Source organism: Ramlibacter sp. P4_H7 (assembly GCF_056400765.1).
Map to the genome: position 1 here is coordinate 100900 of NZ_JBFUKP010000001.1, position 19460 is coordinate 120359.

Sequence of the window (19460 nt, forward strand, 5' to 3'; positions counted from 1 at the left end):
ATCCCCGAGGCGTGATCAGGGCCCCTCCCTGATGCCGCTGTCCGCACGCAGCGCCTAGATTCGTGGTGTTCCATGCGAGGAGACGCCATGAAAGTCAATCACCATCGGCATCCATTCGCCCCGTTCACGGCCCCCATCCTTGCCGTCACGTTCGCGGTTGCATACGTGCTCCCCTATGTGGACTGGTCGGCTGCCGTCCCCGTCGGCGTGGCCGAGGCCGCGCCGGTCGTCACGACCACTGCAGCGAGCAGCGGCGACGACCTCCAGGGGGCCTCCCGGTTCCACCTCTATGTCGCCTGGCTGCATGAAGCGCACGCGACGGCGGCGCTGCACGGCAACCTCGCGGAGTCGCCGAGCCTGTTCTGAAGCGGGACGGTGTCGAAGCCAATTCCAACCGGGAGCCTTTCGTGCGTAAACACCTGATCATGGCCACGTTCACCAGCGTCTTCCTGACCATCGCGCGCGCCTCGACTGCGGCGGCGCCGGCGGCCGGACAGACCGTGAGTCAGCCGTGGCCCGGCGGCAATGCGGGCGACCATCCCTTGTTCAAGGCCGTGGCGAAGCCGGTGAGGTGAAGAGGGACCTCCGTCTTCTGGCGAGCTGAAGGAGGACACGCCATCAAGCGCAAGCTGGGTGAGTGATTGGAGGCCACTTTCCGTCAGGCTTCTGCCCTGGCGCACCCGTGCATGACGGCCTCGTTGAGTGAGGCGAGGCGTAGGGGGAGCAGCTGTCAGGGATCGATGCGGATGTTGGCCGCCTTGACCACCTCACCCACGCGGCGGATTTCTTCCTTGATGATGCGGCCGAACTGCTCGGGTGAGTTCGGTGCGGCCTCGAACGACAGATCCGCAAACCGGGCCTTCACAGGTGGACTCTGGACCGCCTTGGCCACCGCGGCGTTGAGCCTGTCGACGATCTCCCGCGGCAGGTTGGCCGGGCCCCACAAGCCATACCAGGACAGCAGTTCGAAACCCGGCATGCCGCTTTCCGCCACTGTGGGCACGTCCGGCATGCTGGCCACGCGGGCCCGGCTGGTGACCGCGATCGGCCTGAGCCTGCCGCCCTTGATGAAGGGAGTGACACCTGGCAGCGGCGAGACCGCGGCCGACACATGCCCTCCCATGACGTCCGTCAGCTGGGGCACGGCCCCCTTGTAGAGGACGATCTCCATGTCGAGCTTCAGCTCGCGGTTGATCATCTCCTCCGTCAAATGGCTCGTGGTTCCCAGGCCCGAGGTCGCCCACGTCAGCTTCTTCGGATTCGCGCGCGCATGCGCGGAGAGCTCGCGCAGCGTCTTGAAGGGAGCCGCCGAACTGACGACGACCGCCAGCGGCACGTAGCCGACCTGTGCGATCGCGGTGAAGTCCTTCTCGGCCTCGTAGGTCTTGCGGCTCACGACGAGCGGCATGTACACCTGGCTCGATGCATTGAACAGCAGCGTGTAGCCGTCGGCGGGAGCACGCGCCACGTCCTGCGAACCGATCATGCCGGAGGCGCCCGGCTTGTTGTCGACCACCACGGCCTGTCCCAGTTGCTTCTGCAGCTCCTCGGCGACGAGACGGCCGACGGTGTCGATCGAACCGCCCGGGGTGTAGGGCACCACCATGCGAATCGGCTTGTCGAGGGGAAAAGCGGCGAGCGCCGGACCCGCGAAGAGGGTGAGGGCTGCAATGCCTGAGGCCAGGCGGCAGATGGATCGTCGCGATGCGAGGTTCACGGTGCTGTTTCCTTCGAAAAGGGGGGATCGGATGCGTCGAAGAATAGGTTCGGCGTCCCGATCGCACACCCCCCGCATTCCAGCTGTTGGAACCCACCGCGATGCAATGGTGCGCGAGCTAGCTTTTTGCAGCAGACGCGAATCGCGCCGCGAGCTCTTCGCGAAGCTTGCGGCGCAACATCGCTTGCCGACTTCGCCTGTCCTGCTCCGGCGACCGCAGTTCGAGGGCTGCTCTTCCCGCCGTGCTCGTCGACGTGCACCTTGCCGGAAAGATTCGCCATGTCGGGCGTCATCAGCACCGTCATGGCGACTTCATGGGTTTCCATCACCGGCTCTCAGACGCGTTCGAGGACCACGGCGATCCCCTGGCCGACGCCGATGCACATCGTGCACAGGGCGTAGCGTCCGCCGCTGCGGTGCAACTGGTTCACGGCGGTCGTCGCAAGGCGGGCGCCCGAGGCGCCAAGCGGGTGCCCCAGGGCGATGGCGCCACCGTTCGGGTTGACGCGCGCATCGTCGTCGGCCAGGCCCAGGTCACGCAAAACCGCCAGGCCCTGCGCCGCAAAGGCTTCGTTCAGCTCAATGACGTCCATGTCCGCCAGGGACAATCCAGCCAGCGCCAGCACCTTGCGCGTCGCCGGAGCCGGGCCCATGCCCATGATGCGTGGCGGCACGCCCGCCGTGGCCATCGCCACCACGCGCGCCCTGGGTGTCAGGCCGGAACGCGCCGCCGCGGCTTCGTCCGCGAGCAGCAGGGCACACGCGCCGTCGTTCACCCCTGACGCATTGCCTGCCGTGACGGTGCCGTCCGCTCGCACGACGCCCTTGAGCCTTGCCAGCGTCTCGTAGCTCGTCTCGCGCGGATGCTCGTCACGGCGGACGACGATGGGCTCTCCCTTCTTCTGCGGAACCATCACCGCCACGATCTCCGCATCGAAGAAGCCGCTCGCCTGCGCGGCCAGCGCCCGCTGCTGAGAGCGCAGCGCCATGCGGTCCTGCGCGTCCCGTTCGATGCCGAAGTCGGTGGCAACGTTTTCGGCGGTCTCCGGCATGGAATCGACGCCGTAGCGGTCCTTCATGAGCCGGTTCACGAAGCGCCAGCCGATGGTCGTGTCCTGCACCGCGTTGGATCGGGAGAAGGCCGACTCCGCCTTGGGCATCACGAAAGGCGCGCGGCTCATGCTTTCGACGCCGCCGGCGATCATCAGGTCCACCTCGCCGCACTTGATGGCGCGCGCCGCGGTGCCGAGTGCGTCCAGGCCGGAGCCGCAGAGGCGGTTGACGGTGGACCCGGGCACTTCGATCGGCAGGCCGGCCAGCAGCGCACTCATGCGCGCCACGTTGCGGTTGTCCTCGCCCGCCTGGTTGGCGCAGCCGTAGATCACATCGGTCACGGCCTGCCAGTCGACGTTCTGATTCCGAGCCATCAACGCGGAGATCGGGATCGCCCCGAGGTCGTCGGCGCGGATGGACGAGAGCGCGCCGCCGTATCGCCCGAAGGGTGTGCGGATCGCGTCGCAGATGAATGCGTGGCGGTTCATGGCAATGTCTCACTGGTGTCCAGCGTCCAGAGGCGGGCAGCGAGCGCCCGTGCGGCATCGGCGCCGATCACCGGTGCGGCGAGCTCGACGAGCTTGTCCTCCAGGTCGGAGTCGGTGAGGGGAAGTTCAGGATCGCCTTTGCGATTCGGCTGAAGGTGCGTCAGTCGCTGACCGTCCCGCAGCACGATCTCGACACGCGCGGACCGCCGGCCGGGAAAGCCCGCATCGAGCTCCGGGTCCACGACGACGTGGATGCGCTCCAGCAACGCACGGGTGACGGGATCGTTCAGCCGCTCCGGGCTGTACGCGGCCATTCGCACGCTTCCGTGCACCAGTGCGGTCGCGACGACGTAGGGAATGCTGAACTGCGCTTCGTTCATCGTCGCCGGACGCGCATAGCACGCGATGTCCAGCGCAGGCTTGTAGGTACCGATGCGAACGCTTTCAATCTGCTCGGCGCGAAAGCCATTGCGGCGCTGCAGTTCCATCGCACCGTCGATAGCCGGAAAGCTGTGGCCGCAGCCCACATGGTTCTTGAACGTCGTGCGCGTGATGTGGAAGTCACGCCCGAGCGTGGCGCCCACCTGCGACCAGTCGGCACCCGTGCTCATGGCGACGCCGAGCCCCGCATCGCCGTCGAGCACGTCGAGCGAGCCCGTGATGCCGCGAGACGCGAGCTGCGCGGCCAGCAAACCGCCCTCGGCGGCGCGCCCCGGGTGCAGCGGCTTGGACATCGAGTCCATGCGAAAGGCCTGCTGCAGGCCGGCGGCAAATGTCGCAGCGGTGGCCAGCGCGTGCGCGAACCGGGCCTCGGAAAGTCCGAGCAGGCACCCTGCTGCGGCCGCGGCGCCGAAGGTTCCCACCGTGCCCGTGTTGTGCCAATACTTGTAGTGCCCGCGCCCGAGTGCGATGCCGATTCGGGTCGAAATCTCGTAGCCGAGAACGACCGCGCGCAGGAACTCCTGCCCGGTGCTCCCCGTCGCCTGCGCGGCAGCCAGCGCCGCAGCGATGGTCGCAGCGCCCGGGTGGTACATCGCCTCGCGGAAGCTGTCGTCGACTTCGGCCGCGTGCGCCGCAGCGCCGTTGATCATGGCCGCGGCGCGCGCCGTCGCCGCGCGTCCCAGGATCAACCAGGCCGAGCCGCGGTCCAGGTCCTCGGCCAGCACTTCCTCCAGCATGCGCACCGGCTCCCTGGACAGCCCGGGGTAGACGGATGCATACCAGTCGACGACCGCCCGCTTGGCGTGGTGCATCACTTCGGCGGGCAAGGCCTGACCGGCGAATGCCGCCGCGTAGCGCGCGAAAACCTGTGTGGCGAACATGCTATGCAGCCTCCTCGAGAACATGACGCAGGTCACCCTGCACGAAGCCAGGGCCGCTGAGCTGCGCCAGCCATTGCAGGTCGGCTTGCAGCGCCTCGGCTCCCCGTTGCCGCGCCCAGGTCACGGCTCCGCCTTTGGCGCGCGGGAAGCCATAGCCATTGAGCAGCACGGCGTCCACGTCGCTCGCGCGCTGCGCAACGCCTTGCGCGAGCACCAGCGCGGCTTCGTTCACCATGGCGAGCACTGCGCGCCGCTGGATTTCGTCGGCGTCCAGGGTGCGTCGCACGATGCGCTTGTCCGCGCTCGCGGAAGCGATGAGTTCGTGCACGCGAGGGTCGACTTGCCCGCGCGATTTGCCGGATCCCTCTTCATACAGGTAGTAGCCGGCCCCGGTCTTGCGCCCCAGTCGGCCACGCTCGCAGAGCAGGTCGGGAATGCGAACGTAGCGCGCCGCAGGATCGCGGGTGGCGGCCGCGCTTTGCCGCATGCGCCAGGCGATGTCCAGGCCCGAAAGGTCGGCAACGGCGAACGGGCCCATCGCGAAGCCGAACGCTTCGAGCGCGGCATCCACCTGTTCGGGCCATGCGCCCTCTTCCAGCATGAATTCGCACTGGCGGCGGTAGGCCGAGAAGATTCGGTTGCCCAGGAAGCCGAAGGCATTGCCGGTGACCACCGGAAGCTTCCCCAGCCGCTTCGCGACTTCGACCGCGGTCTCCAGCACTTCAGGAGCCGTTGCCGCGCCCCGCACCACTTCCACCAGCCGCATGACGTTCGCCGGGCTGAAGAAATGCAGCCCCACCACGTCGCGCGGCCGCGAGGTGGCGGCCGCGATGGCATCGACGTCGAGATAGGAAGTGTTGGTTGCGAGGATGGCGCCCGGCCTGGCGATCCGGTCGAGCCGGGCATAGACTTCGCGCTTGACCGCCAGGTCCTCGAAGACCGCTTCGATCACCAGGTCCGCCAGCGCGACTGCGTTCCAGTCGGCGGTTGCGTGCAACCGGGACTCGCATTGGGCCGCCGCGTCCGCGCCCACCTTGCCCGCGGCAACCCTGCGCGCATAGTGCTCGCGGATGCGGGTTGCGCCGCGCTGCAAGGCGGCGTCGTCCTGTTCCAGCAACGTCACGTCGAGGCCTGCATCGAGCGCGGTGATCGCGATGCCGGTGCCCATGGTCCCTGCACCGATGACGGCCAGGGTGCGTACGGGTCGCAAGCTCAGCTCAGTTGTAGCCGCCATGACGCTCAGCCCAGGACGACGACGCCGTCGGCCGCACGCACACCCTGCCCTTGCGGCAACACGAACACGGGATTGATCTCCGCTTCGACGAGCCGCTCGCCCAGTTGCGCCGCCATCCGGGAGAACGCAACGATCGCGTCCACCAGCGCATCCGTGTCCGCCTTGGGGCGGCCCCGGAAGCCATCGAGCAGCGGCCAGGTCTTGAGCTCCTGCGCCATGCCCAGCGCCTCCTCGCGGGTCAGGCCGCCGACGGCCGGCAGCAGCCGCATCGTGGTGTCCTTGAACAGTTCGGCCGTGACGCCGCCCATTCCGAGGAGGACCGCGGTGCCGAGCGGATCGCGGTGCATGCCCAGGATCAGTTCCGTGCCGCCGGTCACCATTTCCTGAACGAGGAACCGGCTCGGACGCACGCGCGCCTTGGCTTCGACTTCATCGGCCATCGTCCCCAGTCGCGCGCCGATCTGCTCCGGCGTCACGTTGACGGCCACACCACCGACGTCGCTCTTGTGCGTGATCTCGCGCGACAGGATCTTCAGCACAACCCGGCCACCGAGTTCGCGGGCGGCGCGCTCGGCGTCCGCCGCGGTCTTGACGACCATTTCGCGCGCGCAGGGAACCCCGAACCGCGCGAAGAGCTGCTTGGCTTGCGCTTCGTCGAGCGAGCCGGCCTGCAGGTCGCCGGCGGGCACCGGCGTCGCGGCGGCTTGCGCCTCGGGCGCGTTCCACTGGCTCGCCTGGAACATCCCAACTAGCGCCCCGGTGCAGCTCTCCGCCGCAGCGAAGGCGGGAACCCCTCGTTGCGTCAGCAGGGCCGCGACCTCAGGAGCGTGCGGGCTCACATAGGCGATGACCGGCTTGTCGGACAGCGGCAGGCAGTCTTCGATGGCCCCGGCCATCAGCTCGGGCATCGCCAGGCTGGACGAGCCGACGATGATGGCGAGCGCGTCGTAGCTGGGGCTCGCCAGCAGGATCTTGATGGCATTGCGCAGGAGATCGGGCTGCAGGCCAGCCAGCGTCACGTCGATCGGATTGCGGTCCAGGGCCGCGTGGTCCCCGGTCTGCAACGCGCGCAACGCCGCGGCTGTCGCCGCATCCGGAGCGGGCGTCTCGAATCCCGCCACGCCCAGGCTGTCGGACACCAGCGTTCCGGCGCCGCCGGTGGAAGTCAGGATGGCGACGCGCTTGCCGCGCAGCTTGCGCCCGGTGGCGAGTGCCGCGGGGATGTCCAGCAGGTCCCCGAAGGTCTGGGCGCGGATCACGCCGCACTGGCGAAACAGCGCGTCGTACATGCGATCCGCGCCGGCGAGCGCGCCCGTGTGCGAGACGGCCGCCTTGGCGCCGGCCTCCGAGCGGCCGATCTTGAACGCGACGATGGGCTTGCCTGCGCGCGCGGCCTTGAGTGCCGCGGCACGGAACTTCGCTGGATTGCGCACGGTCTCCACATACAGGGCGATCACCCGGGTGGCTTCGTCGTCGGCGAGCACGTCGATGAAGTCGGCCAGTTCCAGGTCCACTTCGTTGCTGGTGGAGATGAGCTTGGAGAGTCCGATTCCCCTGGCGGCCGCCCGCGACAGCAGCGCTCCCAGGATCCCGCCGCTTTGCGACACCACGCCGATCGACCCCACCGGGAAATGCTCCATCTCCAGTGCACCGGTCGCGGACAGGACGATGCTGTCGGTCAGGTTGACCAGGCCGATCGTGTTCGGCCCGAGGATCCGCATGGACCCGGCGGCTTCCATCAACTGCTGCTGGCGCCGTGCTCCCTGTTCGCCCGTTTCGGTGTAGCCGCTGGCGAGCACGATCGCGGCGGCAGTGCCCCGCGCTGCCAGTTCGCGCACCGCGAGGTGCGCGCGTTCGGCGCCGAGCAGCACGATTGCGACGTCGGGCGTTTCCGGAAGCGAGGCCACGTCGGGGTAGCACTTCAGGCCGGCGATCGCCTCCACCTTCGGGTTGACCGGGTAGATCTTTCCGCCGAAGGAATGCTTCAGCAGGTAGGCCACCGGACGGCCCGCGGTCTTGGTGGGATCGGCCGATGCGCCAATGACGGCAACGCCGCGGGGCTGGAGGAGTCGATTGATCGGGTTCATGGCGTCATTCCTTGGCGGGGGCGGACTTGGCGAGGAATGCCATCACCGATTCGCGGTGCTCGGTGCTCGTGTAGCAGATACCCTGGGCCTGGCTGCCCTGCGCGAACACCTGCTGCGCCGACATCTCGAAGCTCTGGTTGAGGATGGTCTTGCCGAGGGCAAGCGCGGTGGCGGAGCCCTTGCTCAGTTCGGCGGCCCACGCCTGCGCGTCGGCCAACAGGCGGTCGGCGCTGGTCTTGCGGTCCACGATGCCGAGCGCAACTGCTTCGTCCGCGTCCACCTTGCGGCCCGTGAAGATCAGGTCCTTCGCCTTCGGCAGTCCGACGCGGCGCGGCAGGAAGTACATGCCACCACCATCGGGGATGATTCCGCGGTGGATGTAGGACCAGGTGAAGCTTGCCCACTCGCTGGCGATGATGAAGTCGCAGGCCAGGGCCGTATCCGCGCCCAGTCCGGAAGCGGCGCCGTTGACCGCGGCGATCACGGGCTTGGGCATCGTGTGCAGCAAGGACTGCACGTGGTGGACGCGTTGCTGGCGGTGCCAGCCGTTGAAGGCGATCTCGCCTTGGGGGGCATTCATCCGGCGCTCCATGCCGGAGATGTCGCCGCCGGCGCAGAAGCCCTTGCCGGCGCCGGTGAGGACCAGCGCGCGGATGGCTTTGTCGGCCGTGACAAGCTCCAGCGCGTGGATGAATTCGGTGCGCATGTCGTCGCTCATGGCATTGCGCTTGTCCGGCCGGTTGAGGGTGAGCGTGGCGATGCCGCCGTGGACCTGGAGGTCGATCAGGGAGTAGTTCATTGCGTTGACCTTCCTGCTTCAGTCGATCTTGATGTTGTTTTCCTTGACGACCTTGCCCCAGCGTGCCGCTTCCGCCCGGACGTAGTCGTCGAGTTCTTTAGGCGCTCCTGCGCTGACCGTCAGGCCTTCCGGTTCGATCTTCTTGCGGAACTCCACGGTGTCGGTCGCCTTCTTGGCGGCTGCATGGAGCCTGGCGACGACGTCGGGAGGCGTGCCGGCGGGGACGAACAGGCCATACCAGCTTTCGACTGCGTAGCCCGGCACCGTTTCTGCGATGGCCGGAAGGTCCTTCATCACCGGCGACCGCTTCGGCGTGGTCACCCCGAGCGCACGCATCTTGCCGCCGGCGATCTGCGGCGCCGCGGCCGCCGCGGTGGCGAACATGAGGTCCACCTGTCCGCCGAGCAGGTCGGTCATGGCCGGGCCCGCACCGCGATAGGGGATGTGCGTCATCTTCACCTTCGCCAGGTTGCTGAACATCTCGCCCGCGAGGTGCGCCGAGGTTCCATTGCCCTGCGAGGCATAGGTCACCTTGCCGGGTTGGGCCCGCGCCGCCGCGACCACGTCCCCCACCGACTTGAAGGGACTCTCGGTCCGGACCACCAGGACATTGGGGCCGCGCGCCAGCAGGATGACGGGCGCGAAGGCCTTGTCGGTGTCGAAAGGCAGTTTGGCCATCAGGCTCGGGTTCACCGCGTGCGCGAAGCTGGCGACCACCACCGTGTAGCCGTCGGCCGTACTCTTCGCCACGGCGTCGGTGCCGATGATGGTGCCGGCGCCAGGCTTGTTGTCGACGATCACCGGCTGTCCCAGCGTCTGTCCCATGCCCACCGCGAGGACGCGCGCGATCGCGTCGGTGCCGCCGCCGGGGGCGAAGGGAACGACCAGCTTCACGGGCCGGTCCGGAAAGGCTGCGATGGCCGCGCTGGCGGCGAACAAAGTGGCAGCCAGGGCCGCGCCGGCGCGGGCGAGGAAGGCACGAAAGGTGAAGCTCATCTGGGGTCTCCTGCGGATCGGAAGGGAATGCCGCGAGCTTAGGAAAGCGGCCCGCGGTTGGCACCCCTCCGATTCCAAAGAGTGGAATTCACTATGGGGTGATCCGCCGAACCGCGTTCCAATGCGTGGAACGCACCTCAGCGAGACTTCACATGGCCAGTGCCGATCCGAACCCCCGCCTTGCGCAAGCGCGGGGACTGCGCGAAGACAAGCCGGGCGTCTCGCCTGCCAACCGATCGCTGGAGCGAGGCATCGAACTGCTGCGATCGTTCCGGCCGGGATCGGAGCTGCTGGGGAACGCGGAACTCGCCGAGCGCACCGGCCTGTCGCGATCGACCGTGAGCCGGCTGACGCAAACCCTGGTGGGCGGCGGGCTGCTGCAGGTCGAACCGCGCAGCCGGGCATTCCGGCTCGCACCAGCCGTTCTGAGCTTCGGTCACGCCATGCGCACGGGTTCCTCGGTGCTTGCGATCGCCGCGCCCCGGATGCGCCAGGCGGCGGAGGAGAACAGGATCAACGTGGGCCTGGCCGCGCCGGACCGCGACGAGATGGTCTACCTGGAGTCGATCCGCTACAACCGGCGCCCGTCCCTGCGGTCGGTGGTCTCGGGGCAGCGGGTGCCGATGGAACTCACGTCACTCGGGCGCGCCTACCTGGCGAGCGCCCCGGAAGCGAAACGCAAGGTGCTGCTCGCGCACTTCCGCAAGGCAAGGTCGGGATCGTGGAGCGTGCTGGCGGCCGAGATTTCGGAGGCGATCGCAAGTGTTTCCGAGCGGGGCTTCTGCGCCGCTTCATGGCAAGCCGAAGTCGTGGCGGTCGCCACCCCGCTCCTGTTCCAGGGATCGCACTACGCGCTGAACGTCAGCCTTTCCACGGCAGAACCCATGGACGCGGTCGTCACCGAGTTCGCACCGCGGCTGATGGCCTTGAAGAAAAGCATCCTGCACGCGCTGGAAGTCGCCTCCCCCGACTGACGCGAACGGCTGGTCCGTCATCGCTTCGCCCGCATTCCATTCCTTGGAATCGCACCGGTGCAGCGAAGCGTTTCTGTCCCTAGAGTCTCCTGGAAGCCGCCGATCCAGCGCGGCCTGCCAACTTACTTCGGAGACAGTCATGCACGTTTCAATCGACCGCGCGCTCGGCGGGATCGGCAAGGCCATGGCAGGCACTGCCGTTGCCTTGCTGGTCGCCATGTCGACGGCCCAGGCCGCCTACCCGGAAAAACCCATCAAGATCATCGTGCCGTTCTCGCCCGGCGGTGGCGCCGATCTCATCGCTCGCACACTCTCCGTCGACCTGGGGAGGGAGCTGGGGCAGCCCGTCATCGTCGACAACAAGCCGGGCGGGGGAACCGTCATCGGGTCCGACATGGTCGCCAAGAGCCCGCCGGACGGCTACACGTTGCTCCTGTCCTCGATAGCGCATTCGGTGAATCCGAGCCTTGCCGAAAAGTTGCCCTACTCCACCGAGAAGGACTTCGTGCCGGTCGCCATGCTGGTCCGCTCGCCGAACGTCCTGGTCGTGCGCGCCGACAGCCCGTACAAATCGGTGAAGGACATCGTGGATGCAGCAAGGCGCAGCCCGGCAAGCTGACTTACGCATCGCCTGGAAACGGGACCTCGTCCCACCTGGCCGGCGCCCTGTTCGAGGACCTGGGCAAGATCCGCCTGCAGCACGTCGCGTACAAGGGATCGGCCCCCGCGCTGACCGACCTGCTGGGCGGGCAAACCGACATCCTGTTCGGGACCTCGGGCTCCGTCGGCAGCTTCATCGACAGCGGAAAGCTCAGGGCCCTGGCCGTGACATCGGCTGCACGCTCCACTGCGTATCCCAGTGTGCCGACCATGGTGGAAGCCGGCGTACCCGGCTATGTCACCGAAGGCTGGTACGGCCTGCATGCCCCCGCAGGCACACCGCCCGCAGTGATCGACAAGCTGAACGCCGCGGCGCGCAAGGCGAGCGCCACGGACTTCTTCAAATCCAAGCTCGTTCAGGAGGGGATGGTGGTCCAGGCCGGCACGCCGGTCGACTACGACCGCTACGTGCGCGCCGAAATCGCCCGCTGGTCCAGGCTGGTCAAGTCCCATGTCATCACCAAATAAGGGGGCGGCCATGCCCAAGGTCCTGCAAGGTGTCCGCGTTCTCGACTTGACCCACGTGCTGGCCGGGCCGTTCGGAAGCTACCAGCTTGCCGTGCTGGGTGCAGAGGTCATCAAGATCGAGGCGCCGGACGAGCCCGACCAGGCCAGGTTCCAGGGATCGGACCATGCACTCAACGACAAGGGCATGGGGACTGCATTCCTCGCGCAGGCGTCGAACAAGCAATCGATCACCCTCAACCTGAAGTCCGAAGCGGGACAGCGCATCCTGCGCCAGCTGGTGCAGACCGCGGACGTGCTGGTCGAGAACTACCGGCCGGGCGCACTCGATGCCCTGGGGCTCGGCTATGCGGACCTGTCAGCCCTGAAGCCGGACTTGATCTACTGCTCCATTTCTGCGTTCGGCAGCACGGGGCCCAAGCGGGAACTCACCGCCTACGACGGCGTCATCCAGGCCTGGTCCGGAATGATGGCCATGACCGGCGAGCCGGATACGTCCCCCGTGAAGTGTGGCGCCCCGGTGGTCGACTACGCGACCGGCACGACAGCGGCGGCGGCCGTCCTGGCCGCGCTGCTCCATCGAAAGAACCACGGCGTCGGCCAGTTCGTCGAGGTCGCCATGTCCGATGTCGCCATGATCCTGTGCAGCTCGCACCTGACGGGCCACCTCTGGAACGGCTGGCATCCGGAGCAGAAAGGCAACCGCTATCCCTTTGCGACCATCGGGTGTTACCAGGCCGCGGACGCACCGTTGATGATCTCCGCGTCCAACCTGCGGCAGCAAAGGAGGTTGTGGCAGGTGCTGGGACGGGAAGACCTGATCAAGCAGAACAACGGAGAGCGCATTCGCGCACACGCCACCGAATCGGAAGCCCTCCGGCAAATCATTGCCACCCTGCCGGTGGAACACTGGGAACGGGTGCTGCAGGCCGCGCGTGTTCCGGCGTCGCGGGTCCAGCGCATGGAAACGATGTTGGCGGACGAGCATGTCAGGTCCCGCAAGGTCCTGCATCGTTTCGACGGGAATGCCGGCGCACTCGACGGGCTGACGGTGCCCGTCGCAGGCTTCCGGCTGGGTGCATGCGACGTAGGGGTCAGCACGGTTCCCCAATCCGCCGGCGCGCAGAACGAGCAGGTCCTCACGAGCCTGGGGTACTCGCGTGGAGACATTGAAAGCCTGAGGGCGGAAGGAGTGATCTAGCGAACGGAGAACAAGGGTCGCCCGGTGCCGCGAGGAATTCGCCGGTGAGCCGGCTGATCACCTCGATGGCGTCCACGATGCGCTGGGTCTTCATGCTCTCGACTGCGGCTATCTGAAGTGCGCGGATTCCAGGTGCCGACCTCCCACGACGTGTCCGCGTTTTTGGACGTTTGCCTCGGCTCTCCCCTTCTCCGACTGCCTGAGGCGGCGCAAGGCGCTTTCCGAGCCCTCACCGGTGCCGCCCGTGCGTTGCGGTTCAGGCCGTTTGTCCTGCTTCACAGGGGCTGGGTTCTTCGGCTGAAGTGGTGGTTGCTTCATCCAAGTGACACTAATTGCTCAGCCAGCCCCTGGCGCTGCCGCCACTGCAATGCCTTGTGTAGGACACAGTCCATGGAAGCTGAAATCGTTCTTCTTACTTACAGAAAACTCGTTGCGAATCTCCTGAGAATCGCGGCGTGGACAACGACGACAGCGAGATTCAGAAAGGTGCCAAGGTCGTGCTGCGCTCAGGCGGGGCAGAGATGACCGTGCAGACGTGCTCGCAGAATCTCGCCTATTGCAGTTGGGAAGAGGACGGTAAGGTGCAACACGGCACCTTCACGCTGGACACTCTGCGGCTTGTGTCCCTTGCGCCTGGCGAAGCACTCCTGCGCAGAACGCCCATGCCGGCGCAGGCACCGGTCGCGGCACTCATGCCGCAGCCGGACACGGAAGCGCCCTCCGCGCCTGCGAGCAGCGAACCGCCCGAAGCAACTTGAACGGCGGGTATCAAAGGCCTCGCGCGTCGCCCTACCAGGCTCTCCTCGGCGTCTCGTTGGTTTCGCGATAAGCGCTCGCCTGTTCGGCCTCGATCGGGCGGATCTCGAAAGCCAGGCCGCAGGCGAGGCAGGGGTTGTCTGCCACGATGCGAGCGGCCTCGTCCAAACTGCCAGCCAGGACGAACCAGTAGCCGCCGACCACTTCCTTCGCTTCGGTGAACGGCCCGTCGGTGATCCCGGAGCGCGTGACCAGCTTCGCCGCTTTCGCCAGGCGCTGCCCGGGCTTGAACCGTCCTTGCGCGACCAGCCGCGCGTGCCAGGCATAGAACGCATCGATCGCCGCCTGGATCTCCTCGGGCGACTTGTCGGCGTCCCAGTGGCCGCGCGACAGCAGCAGGTATTCGTTCGTCGAAGAAGTCGTCGACATGGTGGCTGTTCCTCCTCGCCGCGGCTTACGCGGACTCCACGCTTTGACGTCCGGCCGGGAGCTCGCCGGTCCGCAGTGCGAACCAGCCGAGCAACGCCGTGCCCCCGGCGAACACCGCGCCCAGCAGGAAGGCCAGGCGATAGCCGGCGTTCAGCGCGACGGCCTCGGCGGCGCCGTCCGCCTGGAACTGCGTGGTGCGCGCCGCCGCGAGGCTGGCGAGCACCGCCAGGCCCAGTGCCCCGCCCATCATGAAGGAAGTGTTCACAACGCCGGACGCCAGGCCCGCGTCCTCGGGCCGCACGTCGTTCATGGCGGCGAGCAGCATCGGGTTGAAGGCGATGCCGGCACCGATCCCCAGCAACACCATCGCGGGGAAAACGTCGACCAGGAAGCTGCCTTCGACGGGCGCCCGCGCGAAGAGCGCCAGGCCCGAGGCGGCAATCAGCAAGCCCGCGGCAAACGGGCCGCGGATCCCCCAGCGCACGACGATGCGCGCCGACGCGCCCAGCGACATGAAGGCCATGATCAGGTTCCCGGGCAGGAACGACAGGCCCACCTGCATGGGCGTGTACCCCAGCACGAGCTGCATGTAGAGCGCCGACATGAAGAACCAGGCGAACATCGCCGCCGCCCACAGCACGCCGGACACGTTCGCGACGGCCAGGTTCCGGTGCGCGAACAGGCCCGGCGGCATGAGCGGCTGCGCCACGCGGCGCTCCACGGCGATGAAGAGCGCCCCCAGCACGACGGATGCGGCGAGCAGGCCGAGCGTCCGCGCCGAGGTCCATCCCGCGTCGTTCGCATTCACCACGGCGTAGACCGCCACCAGCAATGCGCTGGTGACCAGAACCGCGCCCGCCCCATCGAGACGGCGGCTCAGGTCGCGCTGCCCCGGCGCGATCAGCGCCCGGCACAGCAGCGCCACGGCAACCCCGATCGGCAGGTTCACCAGGAAGATCCAGCGCCAGTCCAGCAACGTGGTGAGCACGCCTCCCAGCAGCACTCCCACGCTGCCGCCGCCCGCGCAGACGAAACCGTAGACGCCCATGGCGCGGGCCCGCTCGCCCGTGTCCGTGAACATCGTCATGATCAGCGACAGGCCGACCGCCGACACCACGGCGCCGCCCAGGCCCTGCACGGCGCGCGCCGCCACCAGCGCGAACTGCGTCGGGGCGACGCCGCAGGCGAGAGATGCAGCCGTGAACAGCGCAATGCCCACCAGGAACATCCGTCGCTGCCCGAACAGGTCGCCCAGCCTTCCGCCCAGGAGCAGGAACCCGCCGAAGGTCAGCATGTAGGCGTTCACGACCCACACGAGCGATGTTTCGGTGAACTCCAGGTCCGTGCGGATGGACGGCAGGGCAACGTTCACGATCGTCGTGTCCAGCACGATCATCAGCACGCCCAGGCACAGCACGTACAGCGCCCACCAGCGCTTGCGCGCGCCCTCTCCTTCGGAATCAGCCTGCATGTTCATGCTCAGCCCCGCCGTGCGGCCTCGATCCTGCCGATGTCGATCTTCCCCATCTGCATCATGGCGTCGAAGGCCCGCTTCGCCGCGGCACGGTCCGGGTCCGTGATGGCCGCCAGGAGCGCCCTGGGCGTGATCTGCCAGGACAGGCCCCACTTGTCCTTGCACCAGCCGCACGCGCTGGCTTGCCCGCCGTTGCCGACGATCGCGTTCCACAGGCGGTCGGTTTCCGCCTGGTCGTCGGTCGCCACCTGGAACGAGAACGCCTCGTCGTGCTGGAACGCCGGCCCGCCATTCAGCCCGACGCAGGGAATGCCCATCACGGTGAATTCGACGGTGAGGACGTCGCCCTCCTTGCCGGATGGAAAGTCGCCCGGCGCCCGGTGCACGGCGCCGACCTTGCTGTCGGGAAAGGTCTCCGCATAGAACCGCGCAGCTTCGAGGGCGTCGCGGTTGTACCAGAGGCAGATCGTGTTCTTGCTGGCCACTTGCATTCTCCAGGGGATCGCGGGCTCGTCCATGGCCATGCCGGCGACCCGCATCGGCCTGCATGACGGCGGGCGGCACGCCCGGCTCTCCATGACGACGAACCACGCCTGGCGAAATCGACAGCGAATGGACTGGGGTTTTCCCGCGGGCGCCCTACCCCATCGTTGAGCTCACCTCCGGCTGCTTTCGAATGCGAAGGGACTTCCCGTGAAGGTTGAGGCATGTCCAATCGCCTAGATTGACACGTCGAGGTCAGTCTGCAGGGGAAAGGATCAGAGACGCTGCTGCGCGGACCTCACGGTCCCCCGTCACTCCACCGTCACGCTCTTCGCCAAATTCCGCGGCTTGTCCACGTCGGTTCCGCGCGCCAGTGCCGTGTGGTACGCCAGCAGCTGCAGCGGCACCACGTGCAGCAGCGGGCTGAGCGTGCCGTAGTGCTCGGGCATGCGGATCACGTGCACGCCTTCGCTGCTTTCGATGCGGCTGTCCGCGTCGGCCAGCACGTACAGCACGCCGCCGCGCGCGCGCACTTCCTGCATGTTGGACTTGAGCTTTTCCAGCAGCGCATCGTTCGGCGCCACCGTCACCACCGGCATCTCGCTGGTGACCAGCGCCAGCGGCCCGTGCTTGAGCTCGCCCGCGGGGTAGGCCTCGGCGTGGATGTAGCTGATCTCCTTCAACTTGAGCGCGCCTTCCAGGGCGATCGGGTAGTGCATGCCGCGCCCGAGGAACAGCGCGTTCTCCTTGTTGGCGAAGTCCTGCGCCCAGCTGATCACCTGCGGCTCCAGCGCCAGCACGGCCTGCAGCGCGGTGGGCAGGTGGCGCATGTCCTTCAGGTGCTGCGCTTCATCGGCTGCGGCCAGCTTGCCGCGCACCTGCGCCAGCGCCAGCGTCAGCAGGAACAGGCCCGCCAGCTGGGTGGTGAAGGCCTTGGTCGAGGCGACGCCGATTTCCACGCCGGCGCGCGTGATGTAGGCGAGCTTGCATTCGCGCACCATGGCGGACGTGGACACGTTGCACACCGTGAGCGTGTGCTCCATGCCGAGCGAGCGCGCATGCTTCAGCGCCGCCAGCGTGTCGGCCGTCTCGCCCGACTGGCTGATGGTCACCACCAGGGTGCGCGGATTGGGCACGCTCTCGCGGTAGCGGTATTCGCTGGCGATCTCCACCTGCGTCGGGATCTTGGCGATCGACTCGAGCCAGTACTTGGCGGTGCAGCCGCTGTAGTAGCTGGTGCCGCAGGCCAGGATCAGGACGGAGTCGATCTCCTTGAACACCCGGTAGGCACCATCGCCGAACAGCTCCGGCGTCACCTGCTCGACGCCCTGCAGCGTGTCGGCGATGGCACGCGGCTGTTCGAAGATCTCCTTCTGCATGTAGTGACGGTACGGGCCCAGTTCGGCAGCGCCGCTGTGCGCCTGCACCGTCTTCACCGGCCGCGTCGCCGGCTTGTGGTTGCGGTCGACGATCCAGTAGCGCCCCAGCTGCAGGTCCACCAGGTCGCCCTCTTCCAGGTAGACGATCTGGTCGGTGACGCCGGCCAGGGCCATCGCGTCGCTCGCCAGGAAGTTCTCCTCCTTGCCGACGCCCAGCACCAGCGGCGAGCCCAGGCGCGCGCCGATGACGCGATGCGGCTCGTCCTTGCAGAACACGGCGATGGCATAGGCGCCGTGCAGTTGGGCGGTCGCGGCCTTCACCGCCTCGAACAGGTCACCCTCGTACAGGCTGTCGACGAGGTGCGCGATCACCTCCGTGTCGGTCTGGCTGGTGAAGCGGTACCCCTTGGCCTTCAGCACGGCGCGCAGTTCGTCGTGGTTCTCGATGATCCCGTTGTGGACCAGCGCGACGCGTCCCGGTCCGGCCGCCGCGTTCTCGCCGGGGCCGTGGCTGAAATGCGGGTGCGCGTTGTGCACCGCCGGCGCCCCGTGCGTGGCCCAGCGGGTGTGGGCGATGCCGGTGCCGCCTTCGATGTGTTCGGACTCCACCTGCGCCATCAGTTCGGCCACGCGCGCGGTGCTGCGGGCCCGCTTCAGTCCTCCGGCATAGACGGCGACGCCACAGGAGTCATAGCCCCGGTACTCCAGGCGCTGCAGGCCCTGGACCAGGATGGGAACGATGTTGCGCGTGGAAACCGCGCCGACGATGCCGCACATGAATGTACCTCAGGGACTGGAATGCGCCGACTTTAGAGGGGCGGAACCGCAAGATGCTTGCTAAATTTCTGTCATTTTGGAATTTTCAAGCGCCCCATGGCCATTGCGAAATAAAATGCCGACATGTCATCGAATGTCGAATTGGATTCCACCGATTTCGCGATCCTGGGCCAACTGCAGGACGACAGCGCCCTGAGCAACCAGGACCTGGCCGCCAAGGTGCACATCTCCCCGGCCACCTGCCTGCGGCGGGTGAAACGGTTGCGCGACGCCGGCCTGATCGAGCGCGAGATCGCGGTCCTCAACCCGCAGCGTCTGGCGGACGCCTTGGGCCACGGGCTCGAAGCCGTGGTCGAAATCTCGCTGGACCGCCAGGGCAACGAGGAACAGGATGCCTTCGAGCAGCGGGTGGGGGCGGACGATGCCGTGCAGCAGTGCTACCGGGTCTCGCCCGGGCCGGACTTCATCCTGATCGTGGTCGCGCGCGACATGCCCGATTACCTGGCGCTCGCGCAGCGCCTGTTCACCAGCGACGCGAACGTGCGCAACGTGAAGGCCTTCTTCTCGGTGCGCCGCGCGAAGTTCCGTCCGCGCATCCCGCTGCCCGCCCGGACCTAGGCGTCAGGCGGCGAGCGGCTGCGCGTTGGGCTAGCGGATCGTGGAGCTGACCTGCAGCGGCCTGCGCAGCGCCCCGGACATCGGGGCATGGGCATCGGCATAGGCCACCAGGTCCTGCAGGGCCTGGGCATCGGCACTGTCGGCCTCGATCACGACTTCCATCGACAGCTGCTGCGGTCCCGGCGGCACGCCGTCCGCGCACCCGAGCAGTCCGCGCGGGTCGGAGTCGCTGCGTGCCTCCACCTCCAGCCGCCGCAGCGCGATGCCGCGCACGGCGGCGTGCATGGCGATCGTCGTCACCAGGCACGAAGCCGCGGCCGCGCGCAGGTACCAGCCCGGCGCGGGCGCCAGGTCCTCGCCGCCGAGTGCCGTGGGCATGTCCGTGAGCAGGGCCTGCGGCTTGTCGGTGACGAGCTGGACGGACAGGCCGCCCTGCCACACCGCGCGCGCCGGCACGTCCGGCTTGGCCTTGGGCGCACTCTGTCCGAGCGATTCGGACACGCGCTGAACGCTGGCTCGGATCTGGGCGGCATCCTTCATTGCGAACT

19 protein-coding genes and 1 pseudogene are annotated in these 19460 nt (G+C 67.6%); 7 read left to right on the plus strand and 13 right to left on the minus strand.

The window, feature by feature from the left end; all coding sequences use genetic code 11:
* Nucleotides 1-87: 87 nt before the first annotated feature.
* Both AC1DSA_RS00515 and AC1DSA_RS00520 read left to right on the plus strand, forming a co-directional pair.
* Nucleotides 88-366, plus strand: coding sequence for a hypothetical protein (locus AC1DSA_RS00515; RefSeq protein WP_477884959.1), 279 nt, complete (start codon nucleotides 88-90; stop codon nucleotides 364-366).
* A gap of 59 nt (nucleotides 367-425) precedes the next feature.
* Nucleotides 426-575 carry a hypothetical protein gene (locus tag AC1DSA_RS00520; protein ID WP_477884961.1) on the plus strand — a complete coding sequence of 50 codons (150 nt, stop codon included), beginning with the start codon at nucleotides 426-428 and terminating at the stop codon, nucleotides 573-575.
* Between the two features lie 155 nt (nucleotides 576-730).
* Here the strand turns inward: AC1DSA_RS00520 and AC1DSA_RS00525 are convergent, their stop codons facing one another.
* From AC1DSA_RS00525 to AC1DSA_RS00560, 8 genes are read right to left on the minus strand one after another with little or no spacing between them, the layout of a single operon-like run.
* Complete coding sequence (locus AC1DSA_RS00525; protein ID WP_477884963.1) at nucleotides 731-1717, minus strand: Bug family tripartite tricarboxylate transporter substrate binding protein; 987 nt, start codon at nucleotides 1715-1717, stop codon at nucleotides 731-733.
* Entirely contained in the window at nucleotides 1714-2043 is a 330-nt protein-coding gene (locus AC1DSA_RS00530; protein WP_477884965.1) for a hypothetical protein, read from the minus strand. The genes AC1DSA_RS00525 and AC1DSA_RS00530 overlap by 4 nt, the downstream gene beginning before the upstream one ends.
* A 9-nt stretch (nucleotides 2044-2052) precedes the next feature.
* On the minus strand, nucleotides 2053-3258 hold the full coding sequence (pcaF, locus tag AC1DSA_RS00535; RefSeq protein WP_477884967.1) for a 3-oxoadipyl-CoA thiolase: 1206 nt from the start codon (nucleotides 3256-3258) through the stop codon (nucleotides 2053-2055).
* A complete protein-coding gene (locus tag AC1DSA_RS00540) occupies nucleotides 3255-4580 on the minus strand; it encodes an MmgE/PrpD family protein (protein ID WP_477884969.1) in 1326 nt (441 codons plus the stop codon). The genes pcaF and AC1DSA_RS00540 overlap by 4 nt, the downstream gene beginning before the upstream one ends.
* 1 nt (nucleotide 4581) lies before the next feature.
* Complete coding sequence (locus AC1DSA_RS00545) at nucleotides 4582-5814, minus strand: 3-hydroxyacyl-CoA dehydrogenase family protein (protein WP_477884971.1); 1233 nt, start codon at nucleotides 5812-5814, stop codon at nucleotides 4582-4584.
* Between the two features lie 5 nt (nucleotides 5815-5819).
* Nucleotides 5820-7901 carry an acetate--CoA ligase family protein gene (locus tag AC1DSA_RS00550; RefSeq protein WP_477884973.1) on the minus strand — a complete coding sequence of 694 codons (2082 nt, stop codon included), beginning with the start codon at nucleotides 7899-7901 and terminating at the stop codon, nucleotides 5820-5822.
* 4 nt (nucleotides 7902-7905) lie between these two features.
* Nucleotides 7906-8700 carry an enoyl-CoA hydratase/isomerase family protein gene (locus AC1DSA_RS00555; protein WP_477884975.1) on the minus strand — a complete coding sequence of 265 codons (795 nt, stop codon included), beginning with the start codon at nucleotides 8698-8700 and terminating at the stop codon, nucleotides 7906-7908.
* Nucleotides 8701-8718: 18 nt separating this feature from the next.
* Nucleotides 8719-9696: a tripartite tricarboxylate transporter substrate binding protein gene (locus AC1DSA_RS00560; RefSeq protein WP_477884977.1), complete on the minus strand. Its 978-nt coding sequence runs from the start codon at nucleotides 9694-9696 to the stop codon at nucleotides 8719-8721.
* 152 nt (nucleotides 9697-9848) lie between these two features.
* Here AC1DSA_RS00560 and AC1DSA_RS00565 point away from each other — a divergent pair, with 152 nt between their 5' ends.
* The 4 genes and pseudogenes from AC1DSA_RS00565 to AC1DSA_RS00580 all read left to right on the plus strand — a co-directional run bounded on the left by AC1DSA_RS00565 (nucleotide 9849) and on the right by AC1DSA_RS00580 (nucleotide 13754).
* A complete protein-coding gene (locus tag AC1DSA_RS00565; protein ID WP_477884979.1) occupies nucleotides 9849-10670 on the plus strand; it encodes an IclR family transcriptional regulator in 822 nt (273 codons plus the stop codon).
* A 217-nt stretch (nucleotides 10671-10887) separates the two neighbouring features.
* Nucleotides 10888-11798, plus strand: a pseudogene (locus AC1DSA_RS00570) (tripartite tricarboxylate transporter substrate binding protein).
* Nucleotides 11799-11808: 10 nt separating this feature from the next.
* A complete protein-coding gene (locus AC1DSA_RS00575; RefSeq protein ID WP_477884981.1) occupies nucleotides 11809-12996 on the plus strand; it encodes a CaiB/BaiF CoA transferase family protein in 1188 nt (395 codons plus the stop codon).
* 455 nt (nucleotides 12997-13451) lie between these two features.
* Nucleotides 13452-13754: a YodC family protein gene (locus AC1DSA_RS00580; protein WP_477884983.1), complete on the plus strand. Its 303-nt coding sequence runs from the start codon at nucleotides 13452-13454 to the stop codon at nucleotides 13752-13754.
* Between the two features lie 31 nt (nucleotides 13755-13785).
* Here the strand turns inward: AC1DSA_RS00580 and AC1DSA_RS00585 are convergent, their stop codons facing one another.
* From AC1DSA_RS00585 to glmS, 4 genes are all read right to left on the minus strand, one after another.
* Nucleotides 13786-14181, minus strand: coding sequence for a YciI family protein (locus AC1DSA_RS00585; protein WP_477884985.1), 396 nt, complete (start codon nucleotides 14179-14181; stop codon nucleotides 13786-13788).
* A gap of 25 nt (nucleotides 14182-14206) precedes the next feature.
* Nucleotides 14207-15658 carry an MFS transporter gene (locus tag AC1DSA_RS00590; protein ID WP_477884987.1) on the minus strand — a complete coding sequence of 484 codons (1452 nt, stop codon included), beginning with the start codon at nucleotides 15656-15658 and terminating at the stop codon, nucleotides 14207-14209.
* A gap of 2 nt (nucleotides 15659-15660) precedes the next feature.
* On the minus strand, nucleotides 15661-16140 hold the full coding sequence (locus tag AC1DSA_RS00595; RefSeq protein ID WP_477884989.1) for a VOC family protein: 480 nt from the start codon (nucleotides 16138-16140) through the stop codon (nucleotides 15661-15663).
* Nucleotides 16141-16449: 309 nt separating this feature from the next.
* Nucleotides 16450-18294 carry a glutamine--fructose-6-phosphate transaminase (isomerizing) gene (gene glmS / locus AC1DSA_RS00600; RefSeq protein ID WP_477884991.1) on the minus strand — a complete coding sequence of 615 codons (1845 nt, stop codon included), beginning with the start codon at nucleotides 18292-18294 and terminating at the stop codon, nucleotides 16450-16452.
* A 123-nt stretch (nucleotides 18295-18417) separates the two neighbouring features.
* Here glmS and AC1DSA_RS00605 point away from each other — a divergent pair, with 123 nt between their 5' ends.
* The gene (locus AC1DSA_RS00605) at nucleotides 18418-18912 is read left to right on the plus strand and encodes an Lrp/AsnC family transcriptional regulator (RefSeq protein ID WP_477884993.1); all 495 of its coding nucleotides are present in this window, start codon (nucleotides 18418-18420) and stop codon (nucleotides 18910-18912) included.
* 30 nt (nucleotides 18913-18942) lie between these two features.
* On the opposite strand, the gene AC1DSA_RS00610 is transcribed toward AC1DSA_RS00605, so the two are convergent.
* Nucleotides 18943-19452 (minus strand): OsmC family protein, encoded by a 510-nt coding sequence (locus AC1DSA_RS00610; RefSeq protein ID WP_477884995.1) that lies wholly within the window; start codon nucleotides 19450-19452, stop codon nucleotides 18943-18945.
* Nucleotides 19453-19460 lie beyond the last annotated feature (8 nt).

Excerpts from the sequence above, each read along its gene's own strand:
- AC1DSA_RS00515 (WP_477884959.1), top strand. The coding sequence starts at position 88 with ATGAAAGTCAATCACCATCGGCATCCATTCGCCCCGTTCACGGCCCCC.
- AC1DSA_RS00520 (WP_477884961.1), top strand. The coding sequence starts at position 426 with ATGGCCACGTTCACCAGCGTCTTCCTGACCATCGCGCGCGCCTCGACT.
- AC1DSA_RS00530 (WP_477884965.1), bottom strand. The coding sequence starts at position 2,043 with ATGGAAACCCATGAAGTCGCCATGACGGTGCTGATGACGCCCGACATG.
- pcaF (WP_477884967.1), bottom strand. The coding sequence starts at position 3,258 with ATGAACCGCCACGCATTCATCTGCGACGCGATCCGCACACCCTTCGGG.
- AC1DSA_RS00540 (WP_477884969.1), bottom strand. The coding sequence starts at position 4,580 with ATGTTCGCCACACAGGTTTTCGCGCGCTACGCGGCGGCATTCGCCGGT.
- AC1DSA_RS00545 (WP_477884971.1), bottom strand. The coding sequence starts at position 5,814 with ATGGCGGCTACAACTGAGCTGAGCTTGCGACCCGTACGCACCCTGGCC.
- AC1DSA_RS00550 (WP_477884973.1), bottom strand. The coding sequence starts at position 7,901 with ATGAACCCGATCAATCGACTCCTCCAGCCCCGCGGCGTTGCCGTCATT.
- AC1DSA_RS00555 (WP_477884975.1), bottom strand. The coding sequence starts at position 8,700 with ATGAACTACTCCCTGATCGACCTCCAGGTCCACGGCGGCATCGCCACG.
- AC1DSA_RS00560 (WP_477884977.1), bottom strand. The coding sequence starts at position 9,696 with ATGAGCTTCACCTTTCGTGCCTTCCTCGCCCGCGCCGGCGCGGCCCTG.
- AC1DSA_RS00565 (WP_477884979.1), top strand. The coding sequence starts at position 9,849 with ATGGCCAGTGCCGATCCGAACCCCCGCCTTGCGCAAGCGCGGGGACTG.
- AC1DSA_RS00575 (WP_477884981.1), top strand. The coding sequence starts at position 11,809 with ATGCCCAAGGTCCTGCAAGGTGTCCGCGTTCTCGACTTGACCCACGTG.
- AC1DSA_RS00585 (WP_477884985.1), bottom strand. The coding sequence starts at position 14,181 with ATGTCGACGACTTCTTCGACGAACGAATACCTGCTGCTGTCGCGCGGC.
- AC1DSA_RS00590 (WP_477884987.1), bottom strand. The coding sequence starts at position 15,658 with ATGAACATGCAGGCTGATTCCGAAGGAGAGGGCGCGCGCAAGCGCTGG.
- glmS (WP_477884991.1), bottom strand. The coding sequence starts at position 18,294 with ATGTGCGGCATCGTCGGCGCGGTTTCCACGCGCAACATCGTTCCCATC.
- AC1DSA_RS00605 (WP_477884993.1), top strand. The coding sequence starts at position 18,418 with ATGTCATCGAATGTCGAATTGGATTCCACCGATTTCGCGATCCTGGGC.
- AC1DSA_RS00610 (WP_477884995.1), bottom strand. The coding sequence starts at position 19,452 with ATGAAGGATGCCGCCCAGATCCGAGCCAGCGTTCAGCGCGTGTCCGAA.